This is a genomic window from Providencia sp. PROV202, from assembly GCF_028479565.1.
Classification (GTDB): domain Bacteria; phylum Pseudomonadota; class Gammaproteobacteria; order Enterobacterales; family Enterobacteriaceae; genus Providencia; species Providencia zhijiangensis.
In genome coordinates this window covers 189,225-205,393 of record NZ_JAMPNV010000014.1, presented here as the reverse complement: position 1 = coordinate 205,393, position 16,169 = coordinate 189,225, and the positions used below count along the sequence as shown (strand labels likewise).

The following is a 16,169-nucleotide window of genomic DNA, read 5'->3' as shown; positions in this document are numbered from 1 at the left end:
AGCTTGGATGAAAACTTCTCAGTCCAACAGACCTCATTTACCATTCTTCGTAGCGCTTCCCAGCAAAATGTCACTTTTGCATTTTCCTTGAATGCTTTTGGAAACGGCTTCGCAAAATTAATCGTAAAGATAAAAAAGTGTTCCCCCAAAATAAGAGAGACAGGTCAGAATAGCTTTCGGGGATAAGGCAAAAATGGGAAATAGCGGAAGTAATAAGGGTGAACGAGAGTAAGAGTTGACAGGGATGTAAAGGTATGGAGCAACTTAGAAAATCGAGTGAGCCGTAAAGATAATAAAAATAAAGGCATAAACCGTATTATTTACAGAGGCTATGCGTATCTATGCCTTTATATCAATCCACCCGAATTAGACCGTAAATGGATATTTTATTGCTTCGTGGCACTGATAACCGTCTAAGGTGAAATCATCAGTTGTTACCCACGTTTCAAGATCTTCCAATGATTTAATTGCAGGGTTAATCGTTAAGCTTGGAGATGGGTATGGTTCACGTTTTAATTGAACATCACGCATTAAAGGCAGTTGATTTTCATAAATATGTGCGTTCACAATTTTATGATAAGCCTTACCTGCTTTATGACCCGTAATTCGCGCCATTAAAGCCAGTAAAACAAAGCATTGAACCTGATTGAAGTTGAGACCAAGAGGCACATCGCAGCTACGTTGATAAGAGGTTAAATGCAGCGTATCGCCAAGTAGTGAAAACGTATGGGTGTGCATACAAGGACGTAAGCAGCCCATTTCGAACTCTCCGGGGTTATAGAAAGTCACGATTTCGGCGCGGTCATCAATACCGTTTTTCAGGTTATTAACCACTTTCTTTAATTGGTCAAGATGAGAGCCATCTGGGCGCTGCCATGAGCGACCTTGGACGCCATAAACGCGCCCCATATCATCTTCACCTTTACGATGCGGGTTATCTAACCATGCTTGGTTTTCATTAGCATTGGCATTCCAAGTATTACAACCAATTTCACGGAACTGCGCTGCATTATCATAGCCACGTAAGTACCCTAATAACTCGGCAATGGCGGCTTTATAAAAGCTTTTGCGCGTTGTAATTAAAGGAAATTGATTGTTGCCCACATCATATTCGAGATCGGCATTAATCACGGTTAAACAGCGGACACCTGTGCGCTTATTTTCAACCCATTGACCTTCATCGATAATACGTTGGCATAACTCAAGATACGGCTTCATAGTGGCTCTCTTACTCCGAAATACAGGCGGTTTGTGTTATCAAATATCCCTCAATAACACAAACCAAAAATGACTGAATTTACTGCTTATTAACGAGATTTACTGTCTGCGTTATTTGCTGTCTACGTTATTTACTGCCTACGTGACTAGCTATATACGCTACTTGCTATCAACACTTTTAGCAGGCTTATGGGCAGGGATATTTTTACCGTATTTGTAAGCCCAGATAATCATCAATACACCGATAATAATCATCGGAATCGAGAGAATTTGCCCCATACTGATACCACCGAATAAACCTAACTGCGCATCTGGCTGCCTGAAGAATTCAACGATAATACGGAATGCCCCATAACCGATAAGGAACAGACCCGATACGCTACCCATTGGACGAGGTTTACGTACAAATAAATTCAATATCAGGAATAAAACGATGCCTTCTAAAACCATCTCATATAGCTGGGATGGGTGTCTTGGCAATACACCGTACTGCTCGAGAATAGGCAACAGAGACGGGTCTTGTGCCGCAAGTTGGATATCTTCACTTCTTGAATGAGGGAATAGAAATGCCCATGGTGTATCTAGGGTAACGCGTCCCCACAGCTCGCCATTAATAAAATTACCGATACGTCCCATTCCAAGACCAAAAGGAATCAAAGGTGCAACAAAATCAGAAACTTGTAAGAAACGGCGTTTCGTGCGATAGGCAAACCACATCATGGCACAGATAACCCCAATCAAACCGCCATGGAAGGACATACCGCCATCCCATACCTTGAACAGATACAGAGGGTCATCTAAGAAAACAGGCAAGTTATAGAAGAAAACATAGCCAAGTCGCCCACCCACAAATACACCGACAAAGCCAATATACAACAAGTTCTCGACTTCATTTTTTGTCCAGCCGCTGTTTGGCTTAGAAGCGCGACGTCCCGCTAACCATAGCGCAAAAACGAATCCGACAAGGTACATAAAACCATACCAGTGCAAAGAGACTGGGCCAATCGAGAACATTACGGGATCAATTTCCGGAAATGCTAAGTAGCTGTTACTCATCGTTCCCCACTTTAAAATAATTGAGTCAAAAATTATGCCGCATAATAACACGAGGTTATTGTCCGCATATAATTACATATTAATAACATAGAAGATCAAACTAGATCCCGCCACGTACAAAACCACCAAGTCCATTTCTCTCCATAAACTCGCTGATCTTATGCCGGACATTTTCGCTGGTTTCTGCACCGAGCAAATCAGGTACTAACTCAGCCATCAATTGAGGATCAAGCTGACGAATTAAATATTTCATGCGAGGAACACTGCGCCCACTCATACTCAAACTACGATAACCTAATGCAATCAGCACCATAGCACTTAATGGTTGCCCCGCCATTTCACCGCACACACTAATCGGCAAACCTATACGCTGGCATTCCATATGTACCATGGATAGAAAACGCACCACCGCAGGGTGCAGGTTATCATAGAGCGCCGCCACATGAGTGTTATTACGGTCGACGGCGAGTAAATATTGTGTAAAGTCGTTGGTACCGATCGAAATAAAATCAACTCGCTGCTTTAACTCTGGCAGCAAAAACAGGAGTGAAGGCACTTCCAACATCACGCCAATTGGAGGTAAATCAATCGATTTTCCGAGTTGTTGGCTCACTTCATTTCTGGCGCGATTAATCAGCCCGATCGCCTCATCCACTTCATTAATGCTCGTGATCATCGGCAATAAAATACGTAAATTGCCCGTATCTTGGTTAGCTCTCAGCATAGAACGCAACTGGATCAAAAATATTTCAGGTTGATCCAGCATCACGCGGATCCCACGCCACCCCAAGCAAGGATTTTCCTCGCTGATCGGCATATAAGGCAGTTGTTTGTCTGCGCCGATATCTAAAGTTCTTAATACCACCGGTTTCGTTGCAAAAAGTTGCAGTACATCCCGATATAACTGCTTCTGTTCATCCTCAGATGGGAAACCGTTGTGCAGCATAAATGGCAGTTCGGTTCGGTAGAGTCCAACACCATCCACCCCATCATGAATTTGCTGTTCATAGCGAGGGCTCAATCCGGCATTGAGGCAAATATCCACATGCTCACCGTTTTTGAGTACTGCATCTTGAGAAAGTGTGCCTTCCGCTAATCTGCTAAGCACATTTTCTTCTTCAATAATTTGCTGGTATTCCTGAGCGATGAAGTTTTCCGGCTCAATAAACACTTCGCCACGATAACCATCCAAAATCAGATGGCGATTATGTAATAAAGAAGGCTCAATATCCGCCCCCATAATCGCGGGGATCCCCATTGCTCGGATCAAAATCGCAGAGTGGGAGTGCGTTGCACCATCGCGCACAATCACCCCCGCTAATTGTTCAAGTGGTAATTCTGCAAGAACGCTCGCACTTAGCTCATCAGCCACTAAGATAAAACGGTCTGGCCATTGGCTGGTTGGTATCAGTGAATCATCGAGATGAAATAATAAGCGCTGCCCTAAGGTACGAAGGTCGGAGCCGCGCTCTCTTAAATAGAGGTCACGTAAACGTGAGAATTGCAAAGCGTAATCTTCGATGACGGTTTTCACCGCCCATTCAGCCACCGCACCTTGATTAATCGCCGTAAATAACCGCTTTTTCAGTTGAGGGTCATTAAGTAAATGGTTATACAGGTCGAAAATAGCTGCGCTTTCTTTAGATGAGCTCGCCATAAACCGCTTACTAATACGACGAAATTCTGCTGCCGCACTTTCCAGCGCTATCACCAAGCGTTGACGCTCTTCATCAATATTTAATGTAGTCGCTTGATACACATTGTCTAAAGAAGGTTGGGAGGTATCTTGCCAACCATAAGCCATCGAAATTCCTTGAGAAACAGGAATAGCTTTGAGACGGTTTTGCCGATATTGCCCGAAAATACCTTTTGTTTGCGCTTGGAATAATATCACCGCTAACTGCATCGATAGCGTGACCATAAAGGATTCTTCGGTTTCGCTGAATAACCGTTTTTCTCGCTGTTGAACCACCAGCACGCCCAGCAATTGGCGTCGATAAACGACAGGCACGCCGAGAAAGGCTTTGAGCTGTTCTTCTTTGAGTTGGGGAAGATATTTGAATTGCGGGTGTTCGCGAATATCGGCGAGGTTCAACATTTCCGATTGTCGACCCACTGCGCCAACAACCCCTTCGTCGAATCCTAAACGAATAGCAATCCCGCTAGGCTTTTTCAGCCCGCGGGTTGCCATTAGGTAATAACATTGGCGAGGATGATCGGCTAAGTAAATCGAGCACACATCGGTACGCATCGCTTTGCACGTCTCATTGACCAAAACTTCAAGAGCTTGAGTCAGACTGGTCGCCATCGCGACTTTTTCGACAATGTCACGTAAACGCGTCAACATAGGCTTACTTAACTCCGCGCCTACGATTATTAAAAACAGGTCGTTGTGGTAATTTCTGTTCCTGCAAAGGCATAACTACGGGAGCGAATTCCTTCATCACGCGGCGATAAACTTCGCGCTTAAAAGAGACCACTTGCCTAACAGGATACCAATAACTGACCCACCGCCAGCCGTCAAATTCTGGCGATTTACTGCGCTGCACGTTTATATCGGCATCATTACATTGGAGTTGAAGTAAAAACCAACGTTGTTTCTGTCCAATACAAACAGGTTTTGTATCCCAACGCACCAAACGCTTAGGTAATTTGTAGCGTAACCAATTACGGGTAGATGCAAGTAACCTTACATCTTTACGCTGTAGTCCGACTTCCTCGTATAACTCACGATACATCGCTTGTTCTGGCGATTCCCCAGGGTTAATCCCACCTTGAGGAAATTGCCAAGAATGCTGACCATAACGGCGAGCCCATAAGACTTGACCTTGCCGATTACAAATTACAATTCCTACATTCGGGCGGTAGCCATCATCATCGATCACTAGACTACCTCAATAACCAAATTTGAAAGATGCCTAATTGTTTCACACATACCCAAACTGGTAAACCTATATCAATACAGTTTGCAGATATGTCTGAAGTAATTACAATAGTCTGCGTCTCAACGGGGTGCCAATTTGGGCTGAGAAATAACCCGTAGAACCTGATCCGGCTAATACCGGCGTAGGGATTTGAGCTACCGCCTACAAATTATTGTATCGGTCCCTCCTCAAATCCTGTGTTTTTTTATGATTTACGCAGGAATTACAATGACTAAAAATAAATTCTTTACCTCACTCATTGCTTTAACCACCTTAAGTTTCACTGCATTCGCCTCTGCCGAAAAACCAACGTTGACGGTGTATACCTATGATTCCTTTGCTGCGGAATGGGGCCCAGGCCCGCAAATCAAAAAGAATTTCGAAGCACAATGCGAATGTGAGTTAAAACTGGTTTCTCTAGGGGATGGTGTTGCACTACTGAATCGCCTACGTATGGAAGGGGAAAAAAGCAAAGCCGACATTATCTTAGGGTTAGATAACAACTTACTCGATTCCGCAGAAAAAACAGGATTATTTGCCCCTGCCGATATCAAAACGGATGCGCTTAAATTACCTATCGAATGGACAAGCAAAACATTCATTCCTTATGATTATGGCTATTTCGCCTTTATCTATGACACCAATAAAATCAAACAACCGCCAAAAAGCATGGATGAACTGCTTGATAGCAAAAATAATTGGAAAATCATTTACCAAGATCCACGTACCAGCACCCCTGGTTTAGGATTAATGTTGTGGATTGAGAAAATCTACGGCGATAAATCTGCCGATGCATGGAAGAAAATGGCGGCCAAAACACTGACCGTAACCAAAGGCTGGAGCGAGTCTTATGGCTTGTTCTTAAAAGGCGAGGGGGATTTTGTCCTGAGCTACACCTCCTCGCCGGGTTACCAAATTTTAAATGATAAGAAAGACAACTACGCAGCGGCACTGTTCGATGAAGGGCATTATATGCAAATCGAAGTGGCCGCAAGATTGAAACACAGCCCGCAGCCTGAACTGGCAAAACAGTTCTTACAGTTTATGTTAACCCCTGAATTCCAAGGCACATTACCGACCACCAACTGGATGTATCCAGTTATCGATATGCCGTTGCCTGAAGTGTATAACGTGCTACCGCTGCCTGCTAAATCTCTGCAATTTAGTGCGGCGGAAGTGGCTAAAGAACGTCAAACGTGGACGCGTTTATGGCAAACCGCCGTCAGTCGTTAATCAATTTAACCTTATTACCGGGGGTGATAGCCTCCGGTCTTTTAATCGTCGTTGCCCTACTTGCTTTTGGGGCACTGTGGTTTTTCGCCCCTGAAATTTCCCTCAGTGAGATAATCGACGACGATTATTTATGGCATGTCATCGGCTTTACATTTTGGCAGGCATTACTTTCCGCGATTTTTTCTATTATTCCCGCAATTTTTCTTGCAAGAGCTCTGTATCGTCGGCGCTTTTGGGGACGCACACTGTTGCTCCGCCTGTGTGCAATGACCTTAGTCTTGCCGGTTCTCGTCGCTGTTTTCGGTATTTTGTCGATATATGGGCAAACCGGATGGCTAGCAAAACTGTGCCTATGGCTCGGCGTAGATTATCAATTTTCGCCTTATGGTCTGCGGGGCATTTTGTTGGCGCATATCTTTTTCAATATGCCGCTCGCCACCCGTATGTTACTTCAATCCCTTGAAAATATTGCGATTGAACAACGACAAAGTGCCGCTCAACTTGGGTTTAATGAGTGGCAACAATTTACCATTCTAGAGTGGCCTTATTTACGCCGTCAGATGTTGCCAACAGGGGCGCTGATTTTCATGCTTTGCTTTGCCAGCTTTGCGACGGTACTCGCTCTGGGTGGCGGCCCCGCAGCGACCACTATCGAACTCGCAATTTACCAAGCACTAAGCTATGACTTTGATTTAGGGCGTGCCACACTGCTTGCGTTGATTCAGTTGGGATGCTGCGTGGGATTAATGCTTATTTGCCAACGTATTAACCATGCTTTTTCCGTTGGGTTTAGCCATCAAACATCGTGGTTTGATCCTGCCGATAACCTGTTTCGCCGTCTACGTGACTGGCTGGTGATCGCAGCAGCGATTTTGCTATTAATCCCGCCGTTATTAGCCGTTATTGTTGATGGACTCAACGGTCAATTACTGGATGTTTTACAGCAATCAGCCCTATGGCAAGCCACGTCCACCTCGCTGTTTATTGCACTCTGTGCGGGGGTTCTGTGTGTGATCCTCACGCTAATGCTGCTGTGGAGTAGCCGTGAACTGCGTTTAAGAAATGCATTAAAACTTGGACAAGCTATTGAGCTAAGCGGGCTGATTATTCTGGCGATGCCGGGCATTGTGCTGGCGACAGGCTTTTTTATCTTTTTCAATGAAACCATTGGAATACCCGAAACACCTTATCCGTTGGTGATCATGACTAACGCCTTACTTGCGATCCCTTACGCGCTCAAAGTGCTGGATAACCCTATGCGAGATCTGGCTCAACGCTATAACCCGTTATGCCAATCACTCGAAATTACCGGTTTTAACCGATTTAAAATCATTGAATTGCGTGCATTACGCAAACCTATCGCCCAAGCTTTGGCATTCGCTTGTGTGATTTCAATTGGGGATTTTGGTGTGGTTGCCTTGTTCGGAAATGAAGAGTTCCGCACCCTACCATACTATCTTTATCAGCAAATTGGGGCTTATCGAACCAATGACGGCGCAGTGACCGCAATGTTATTGCTATTACTCTGTTTCTGCCTGTTTAGCTTACTCGAACGCCTATCGGGAAAAACTCATGATTGAATTACAAAATCTAGATTATCAATACGATAGCCTGAATATGCATTTTGATATTGCGGTCGCTCAGGGGGAACGAGTTGCCGTAATGGGTCCCAGTGGCGCAGGCAAAAGCACGCTGCTCAGCCTAATTAGTGGGTTTCAATTTCCTCGCAGCGGCACTATCACCTTAAATGATGAAAACCATACATTTACGCCTCCAGCTAAGCGCCCTGTGTCCATGTTATTTCAAGAAAATAACCTGTTTGCTCATCTGACGGTTAGGCAGAACATTGGATTAGGTCTACAACCTAGTTTACGGCTCAGCTCATCACAAATGGCTGACGTCGAACAAATGGCACAGCAAGTTAGTTTAACCGACTGTTTAGACCGAACACCGGCGCAATTATCCGGTGGGCAGCGTCAACGAGCCGCGCTCGCCCGCTGTTTCATTCGCAATCAACCGATTTTATTGCTGGATGAACCGTTTTCCGCCCTTGACCCTGCGCTGCGCAGTGAAATGCTGCAATTACTCAATGACATTTGCGTTAATAAATCCATCACGTTATTGATGGTCTCCCATAGTATTGAAGACTCACTACAAATCGCCCCTCGCAGCTTAGTGGTTGCCGATGGCGCGATTGTGTATGACGGCGATACTGAAACACTGTTACAAGGCAAAACCGACGCTTCTGCATTATTGGGCATTTCTAATTATTAGCTCGATAAATAATACTGTATAAATTTCCACTACTCGCGTATATTAATTTGCAGATTATTTACGCGAGTTTCCTTTATGCCTCAGTCAAATACCCCCGCTGAAAAAGGCTTTATTCTTAGCCGCCATTGGCGAGATACCCGATACGGTGTCGAGGTAAGCTATTGGTTACTTACGGATAATCAGCCGCAAAAAGTTATTGTTCCCTATCAGCAAGCGGTCGGTTTTTTACCTGAATCCAAGTTTCCACTCGTACGCCATTTAATTGAAGGGCAAGCCGATATCAGTTATCGCGCCGTTGAACTGCGAGATTTTAAACGCGAAAAAGTCTATGCCATCTATTGCCAGCAATATCGTCAATTACAAAATCTGGATAAAAACTGCCAAGCGCTAGGTGTTGAGCTGCTGGAAACCGATATTCGCCCTTGTGAGCGTTATTTAATGGAGCGCTTTATTACCGCACCCGTGTGGTTTTCTCGCAATCATCAGGGGAAATATCAACTCAAACCCTGTGAAGGTTATCGCCCGACACTACGCGCCGTTTCCCTCGATATTGAAACTAGCCAACATGGAGAGCTTTACTCGATTGGGTTATCTGGCTGCGGTGACAATGTGGTGTTTATGTTGGGCCCTGAACAAGGTCCAGCCCTCAACAATGAACATCGGCTAGTGTACGCAAACAGTCGCCCTCAGTTACTCGAACAATTAAACGACTGGATTCAGCAATATGATCCCGATGCCATCATCGGCTGGAACCTGATCCAGTTTGATTTGCAAGTCTTACAAAAGCATGCGGAGCGCTATGGAATCCCTTTGTTACTCGGTCGGCAAGGGAAAAAACTCGAATGGCGAGAACACGGTTTTAAGCAAGGCGTTTTTTTTGCCTCCGCTGAAGGTCGCTTAATTATCGATGGTATTGATGCGTTAAAATCGGCAACATGGAGTTTTAGTTCATTCAGTTTGGAGTCCGTTGCTCAGCAGCTACTTGGGGAAGGGAAAGCCATCGATACCCCTTATGATCGCATGGATGAAATTAACCGCCGCTTTGCTCACGATAAACCCGCCCTCGCCCATTACAATATTCAAGACTGTATTTTGGTGCATCGCATCTTTGAGAAAACCGATTTAATGGCGTTCTTGCAAGAGCGTTCGACGGTCACGGGGCTCGCCGCCGATCGCATGGGAGGCTCAGTAGCCGCCTTTTCCCATTTATATATTCCTCGGCTACACCGCTTAGGGTTTGTTGCCCCTACGCTCTGTGAGCAAAAATTTCAGCTAAATCCCGGTGGATTTGTCATGGATTCTCAGCCGGGTTTGTATGACTCCGTTTTGGTGCTTGATTACAAAAGCCTGTATCCCTCAATTATTCGCACCTTTTTAATCGACCCTGCAGGCATGATTGAAGGGCTTGCACACCCAGAATCTGAACACTCTGTTGAAGGGTTTCGCGGTGCTTGGTTTTCCCGTACGACCCATTGCTTACCCGATATTGTTAGCCACATTTGGCAAGGTCGTGATAAAGCCAAACAACAAAAAAACGCCCCACTTTCTCAAGCCCTCAAAATTATTATGAATGCTTTTGCGGGGGTCTTGGGTGCCGATGGATGCCGCTTTTTTGATCCGCGATTAACCGCGTCAATTACCATGCGCGGTCATGAAATTATGCGAATTACCAAACAGTTGATTGAATCCCAAGGATATCAGGTGATTTATGGGGATACCGACTCCACCTTCGTTTGGCTGCGAGATCCCCACACCGATGAACAAGCTCAAAAAGTGGGTTATCAACTGCGTGACCATGTGAATAATTGGTGGAAACAGCATCTTAAAGAAGAGTGGCAACTTGATGGCGTGCTCGAACTTGAGTATGAAACCCATTATCGGCGCTTTTTGATGCCAACAATTAGAGGTACAGACCAAGGTAGTAAGAAACGCTATGCGGGTTTAAGCCAAGATACGATGGTTTTTAAGGGCTTAGAAACCATTCGCTCTGACTGGACGCCCCTCGCTCAAAACTTCCAAAAAGAGCTGTATACACGCATTTTTTATCGCCAGCCTTATCGGGAATTTATTCGCGATTATATTCATGCCATTCGTTCAGGAGAATATGACGATCGCTTGATTTACCGCAAGCGGCTACGGCGTAAATTGTCAGATTATCAACGTAATGTGCCACCTCATGTACGAGCCGCACGTCAAGCCGATGAGTACAATTTGCAATTAAAGCGCCCATTACAATATCAAAATGGGGGGTGGATCAGTTATATCATCACTCAAGCGGGTCCTGAGCCATTAGAGACCGTGACTGCGAAGCCTGACTATGAGCATTATATTCTTAAGCAAATCAAACCTATCGCCGATGGAATTCTGCCATTTCTGCAAGATGAGTTTGACGCCATTTTGACAGGGCAAATTAATCTTTTGTTTTAAAGCCTAACGAACAGCGAGAATTGTACAATTCTTATTACAATTGCCGCATTTTTAACAGGTGACGATAAGCGAATGTTGAATTAATATAACGCCCCTTTGATATCTCGACCTGTTATACGCACAGCTTGGCGAGAAAATCGGCTATACTCATCATAATTCGAGCAACGCGACTCGAAAGAGAAAAGAGCTATAATTGCCAAACGGCAAAACGATTAAAAAATTTCGCATCACCCTTGGTATATAACCGTTATATCAACACTGGGCAAAGACACCGGTTAGTTGTCTTAAACATCTAAAAATAAACAATCAAAATTATGGAATTAAATTAAACCTATGCCATTTACTCTTGGTCAACGCTGGATCAGCGACACAGAAAGCGAACTTGGGTTAGGCGCCGTCGTGGCTATTGATGCCCGTATGGTGACGTTGCTTTTCCCTGCCACTGGAGAAAATCGACTGTACTCACGTAGTGATGCCCCAATTACCCGAGTGATGTTCAACGAAGGTGATACCATCACCAGCCACGAAGGTTGGCAGCTAAAAGTTGAAAGTATTCAAGAAGATAAAGGGTTATTGACCTATACAGGAACGCGTTTAGACACCCAAGAAACGGATGTCAGCCTGAGAGAAGTGTTCCTTGATAGCAAGCTAACGTTTAATAAGCCACAAGATAGACTGTTCGCCGGTCAAATCGATCGTATGGATCGTTTTGCTCTGCGTTTTCGCGCACGTAAATTCCAAAGCGAACAAGTTAAACACCAATCTACGGGGCTGCGTGGTATCCGCGCGAGTTTGATCCCGCACCAATTGCATATTGCTAACGAAGTCGGTAAACGCCACAACCCTCGGGTTTTACTGGCGGATGAAGTGGGCTTAGGGAAAACCATCGAAGCGGGTATGATAATCCATCAACAATTGATGGCAGGTCGTGCTGAGCGCGTACTGGTTATTGTCCCTGATAGCTTACAGCATCAGTGGCTGGTGGAAATGCTGCGCCGTTTTAACCTGCGTTTCTCCCTGTTTGATGATAGCCGCTACAGCGAAGCCCAACACGACAGCGATAATCCATTCGAAACTGAGCAATTAGTCCTGTGTTCTCTGGATTTTGTTCGTCGTAATAAACAGCGTTTTGACCAACTCGTCGAAGCGGGCTGGGATATGATGGTGGTCGATGAAGCTCATCATCTGCAATGGAGCGAAACCGCCCCAAGCCGTGAATATCAAGTGATTGAAACCTTAGCAGAGCATGTTCCTTCCGTTTTACTGCTAACAGCAACACCGGAGCAATTAGGTCAAGAGAGCCACTTTGCGCGTTTGCGCCTCCTCGACCCTAGCCGCTTCCATGACTACCAAGAATTCTTAGCTGAACAAGAAAATTATCGCCCTGTCGCTGATGCGGTTTCACTGCTACTTTCTGGTGATAAGCTGACGAATGACCAACAAAACCTGCTCAGCGAGCTTATCAAAGAACAAGATATTGAGCCGTTATTAAAAGCCGCTAATCTTGAAGGCGATGACAGTCAAGCCGCTCGCCAAGAACTGATCCATATGCTGATGGACAGACACGGTACTAGCCGCCTGTTATTTAGAAACACCCGTAATGGTGTCAAAGGCTTCCCACGCCGTGAATTGCATTCTTTAAAAATGCCACTTCCAACTCAATACCAAACGGCAATCAAAGTCGCTGGCATTATGGGTACCAAAAAGGATGTGGAAACTCGCGCGAAAGAGATGCTGTATCCAGAACAAATTTATCAAGAATTTGAAGGCGAAAACGCGACTTGGTGGAACTTCGACCCGCGTGTTGAATGGCTGATGGGCTTCTTAACCGCGAATCGCCATGAAAAAGTACTGGTTATCTGTGCCAAAGCTGCCACCGCACTGCAACTTGAGCAAGTTCTGCGTGAACGTGAAGGGATCCGCGCGGCGGTATTCCACGAAGGTCTATCCCTGCTAGAACGTGACCGCGCGGCAGCTTATTTCGCTTCACAAGAAGAAGGTGCACAAGTTTTACTGTGTTCTGAAATTGGTTCAGAAGGCCGTAACTTCCAGTTTGCTAACCAATTAGTGATGTTTGACCTGCCATTCAACCCTGACCTGCTTGAGCAGCGTATTGGTCGTTTGGATCGTATTGGTCAAAGCCGCGATATCGTGATCAACGTGCCTTATTTGGAAAACACCGCACAAGCTGTGTTGATCCGTTGGTACCATGAAGGCTTAGACGCTTTCGAGCATACTTGCCCTACTGGTCGAACTATTTACGATAAATATTACCAACAACTGCTGCAGTTTATGGCAGAGCCAACTATCACTGACGGGTTTGATGAATTTATTAAAACCTGCCGCGAAGAGCACGATGCACTCAAAGCACAACTAGAGCAAGGTCGTGACCGTTTGCTGGAAATGCACTCAAATGGCGGTGAAGCAGGTAATAAATTAGCCGAAGAGATTGGTGAAGGTGATAACGAAACCGAGCTGGTTAACTTTGCATTGAACCTGTTTGATATCGTTGGGATCAACCAAGAAGATAAGAGCGATAACTTAATTATCCTCACGCCATCTGACCATATGTTAGTGCCTGATTTCCCAGGGTTACCGCAAGATGGCTGCACTATCACTTTTGACCGTGAACAAGCACTTTCCCGCGAAGATACGCAGTTTATTAGCTGGGAACATCCAATTATCCGTAACGGTTTAGATTTAGTATTATCCGGCGATACGGGTAGCTGTGCGGTTTCTGTTTTGAAAAACAAAGCGTTGCCAGTGGGTACCTTGTTGACCGAACTGATTTATGTGGTAGAAGCGCAAGCACCGAAACAGCTGCAAATCAGCCGTTTCTTACCTGCAACTCCTGTTCGTCTATTGATTGATTTAAAAGGCAATAACCTCTCTTCACAAGTGGAATTTGAGAGTTTTAACCGCCAACTAAATGCCATCAACCGTCATATGGCGAGCAAGTTGGTCAATGCGGTACAAAACGAGGTGCATTCTGTATTACGCCTCTCTGAGCCGATGGTCGAGAAAGAAGCGAAATCCATTATAGAGAATGCTAAAGAAGCGGCGGATAAAGCCCTGACTCTGGAGCTATCTCGCTTGGAAGCGCTAAAAGCGGTTAACCCAAATATCCGTGATGAAGAACTCGACATTATCGAGGAAGAGCGTCGCCAATTGATGACCAACATCGACCAAGCTTCATGGCGCCTCGACGCTATCCGCTTAGTGGTTGTCACGCATCAGTAGAGAATGTTGCTCGGCACTAGCGGTGCTGGCTGATAGCAGCCAACGCCGCTACAGCGTGAAGAATGAAGAACAAAAAGTAGATATTTATAGCCTGGCTTTTGACTTTATATCTCTATTATTAGCCAAAATTATTCGCGTTGTAGCTAGGCGGCAAATGAAGATATCCCTAGGAGCATACACAAGTATGTGACTAGGGTAGCTGATAGCAGCCAACACCGCTACAGCGTGAAGAATGAAGGATAAAAAATGTTACCCTATAATCCCCCTACGGAACCATGGCTACACATACTCTACCAAGACGAGCATATTATTGTAGTCAACAAACCTAGCGGCTTACTCTCTGTGCCGGGGAAAGCCCCTGAGCACCATGACAGCATCATGAGCCGTATTCAGCGGGATCACCCTGCAGCGGAGTCTGTTCACCGTTTAGATATGGCAACCAGTGGTGTTATGGTGGTGGCGCTGCATAAGGCGGCTGAGCGTGAGCTTAAGCGTCAGTTTAGGGAGCGGGAGCCGAAAAAGCACTATGTGGCTCGCGTGTGGGGGCGTTTGGAGAAGCCGGAAGGTTTGGTGGATTTACCACTGATTTGTGACTGGCCAAATCGCCCGAAGCAAAAAGTCTGTTTTGAAACGGGGAAATCGGCGCAAACCGAATACCAAGTTTTAGAATATGAAGAGCAGGCAACGCGAGTCAAACTTTCGCCAATTACGGGACGCTCTCATCAGCTACGTGTGCATATGCTTGCGTTAGGGCACCCTATTCTTGGTGACAGATTTTATGCCCATGAAGAAGCTTTAGCATTAGCGCCGCGTTTGCAGCTACATGCTCAGGAGCTGTATATCACTCACCCTGAGTATGGCACACCAATGCATTTTACTTGCCCGCCCGATTTTTAATCTTATTGAAGCGCTTAGGCGATTTAAGCGCTCCAATTATTTAAAAGCTTAAGTTATTTAAAACCCTTCTCTTTTTTAACAAGATCATAAGCTGCCTGAATTGACTGCGCTTTTTGCTTGGCGATTTCCATCATTTCTGGCGGTAACCCTTTCGCAACGAGCTTATCAGGGTGATGTTCGCTCATCAGTTTACGGTACGCTCGCTTAATTTTCGTTGGGTCATCATCGACGGCAACCCCAAGTACTTTGCAGGCATCTTCCAGCGTTGGCCCATTATTTTGTTGATAATAGCCCCCGGACTGCTGCTGGGAATAACCATGACCAAACTGGCGACCGCTTTGGATCATATCTAAGAATTGCTCAAACTGAATTTTGGAGATACCCAGCTCTTCAGCAATGATAAATAGCACTTTTCTTTCGTTAGGATGTAGAGTTCCATCCGCGAAAGCAGCTTGTAATTGAATTTCCAGAAACATCTGAACAAGGTCAAAACGACCATAACAAGCCATACGTAATTGTTTAAGAACATCACGCAGTGGAAAGTCTGGGGATTTCCCCTCTCTAAAGGCTTGTTGAGCGGCTTTGCGAGTTTCTCCGTGCAGTTGCATTCTGTCCATCAGGTTCGAGGCTAACTGGATGTCAGTCTCGGTGACACGCCCTTTTGACTTGGTTAAATGCCCTAATATTTGAAAGGTACTCGCGAAGAAAATAATTTGTCTGTCGCGCTTATTGAAGGCGCCAGCGAACTTACGTTGAGCCGAAGCCTTATCAAAACCGTGCCCAATCAGTAAGCCAGCTAATGCTCCCCAAAACCCTAAACCGGAGACAATAGCGAGTATCACCCCAATAATTTTACCCCAATAGTGCATATATCCCTCAATTCTTCAATGCTCAGAATGC

General features: G+C 45.3%; 11 protein-coding genes and 1 riboswitch. Of the genes, 6 read left to right on the top strand and 5 right to left on the bottom strand.

What is annotated here, in order from left to right; genetic code table 11:
• Positions 1 to 366: 366 nt before the first annotated feature.
• The 4 genes from PR799_RS11410 to rppH form a co-directional block, all read right to left on the bottom strand.
• Positions 367 to 1,218: a thymidylate synthase gene (locus PR799_RS11410; protein WP_154627667.1), complete on the bottom strand. Its 852-nt coding sequence runs from the start codon at positions 1,216 to 1,218 to the stop codon at positions 367 to 369.
• A 159-nt stretch (positions 1,219 to 1,377) separates the two neighbouring features.
• The gene (gene lgt, locus PR799_RS11405) at positions 1,378 to 2,274 is read right to left on the bottom strand and encodes a prolipoprotein diacylglyceryl transferase (protein WP_154603370.1); all 897 of its coding nucleotides are present in this window, start codon (positions 2,272 to 2,274) and stop codon (positions 1,378 to 1,380) included.
• Positions 2,275 to 2,374: 100 nt separating this feature from the next.
• Positions 2,375 to 4,621, bottom strand: a complete 2,247-nt coding sequence (ptsP, locus tag PR799_RS11400; RefSeq protein WP_272522084.1) for a phosphoenolpyruvate--protein phosphotransferase — start codon at positions 4,619 to 4,621, stop codon at positions 2,375 to 2,377.
• Between the two features lie 4 nt (positions 4,622 to 4,625).
• Complete coding sequence (rppH, locus tag PR799_RS11395; protein WP_006659219.1) at positions 4,626 to 5,159, bottom strand: RNA pyrophosphohydrolase; 534 nt, start codon at positions 5,157 to 5,159, stop codon at positions 4,626 to 4,628.
• Between the two features lie 113 nt (positions 5,160 to 5,272).
• A riboswitch (TPP riboswitch) is annotated at positions 5,273 to 5,365 on the top strand.
• Between the two features lie 61 nt (positions 5,366 to 5,426).
• Between rppH and thiB the strand changes: the two genes are divergently transcribed.
• The 6 genes from thiB (at position 5,427) to rluA (ending at position 15,269) form a co-directional block, all read left to right on the top strand.
• Positions 5,427 to 6,431 carry a thiamine ABC transporter substrate binding subunit gene (gene thiB, locus PR799_RS11390; protein WP_272522083.1) on the top strand — a complete coding sequence of 335 codons (1,005 nt, stop codon included), beginning with the start codon at positions 5,427 to 5,429 and terminating at the stop codon, positions 6,429 to 6,431.
• The gene (gene thiP / locus PR799_RS11385; protein WP_272522082.1) at positions 6,407 to 8,011 is read left to right on the top strand and encodes a thiamine/thiamine pyrophosphate ABC transporter permease ThiP; all 1,605 of its coding nucleotides are present in this window, start codon (positions 6,407 to 6,409) and stop codon (positions 8,009 to 8,011) included. The genes thiB and thiP overlap by 25 nt, the downstream gene beginning before the upstream one ends.
• Entirely contained in the window at positions 8,004 to 8,705 is a 702-nt protein-coding gene (gene thiQ, locus PR799_RS11380; protein ID WP_154627671.1) for a thiamine ABC transporter ATP-binding protein ThiQ, read from the top strand. The genes thiP and thiQ overlap by 8 nt, the downstream gene beginning before the upstream one ends.
• A 75-nt stretch (positions 8,706 to 8,780) precedes the next feature.
• Positions 8,781 to 11,132: a DNA polymerase II gene (locus PR799_RS11375; protein ID WP_272522081.1), complete on the top strand. Its 2,352-nt coding sequence runs from the start codon at positions 8,781 to 8,783 to the stop codon at positions 11,130 to 11,132.
• A 333-nt stretch (positions 11,133 to 11,465) separates the two neighbouring features.
• Positions 11,466 to 14,372, top strand: coding sequence for an RNA polymerase-associated protein RapA (rapA, locus tag PR799_RS11370; protein WP_272522080.1), 2,907 nt, complete (start codon positions 11,466 to 11,468; stop codon positions 14,370 to 14,372).
• Between the two features lie 246 nt (positions 14,373 to 14,618).
• A complete protein-coding gene (gene rluA, locus PR799_RS11365; RefSeq protein ID WP_154627674.1) occupies positions 14,619 to 15,269 on the top strand; it encodes a bifunctional tRNA pseudouridine(32) synthase/23S rRNA pseudouridine(746) synthase RluA in 651 nt (216 codons plus the stop codon).
• Positions 15,270 to 15,322: 53 nt separating this feature from the next.
• Here rluA and djlA read toward each other — a convergent pair whose 3' ends face one another.
• On the bottom strand, positions 15,323 to 16,138 hold the full coding sequence (gene djlA, locus PR799_RS11360) for a co-chaperone DjlA (RefSeq protein ID WP_154627675.1): 816 nt from the start codon (positions 16,136 to 16,138) through the stop codon (positions 15,323 to 15,325).
• Positions 16,139 to 16,169 lie beyond the last annotated feature (31 nt).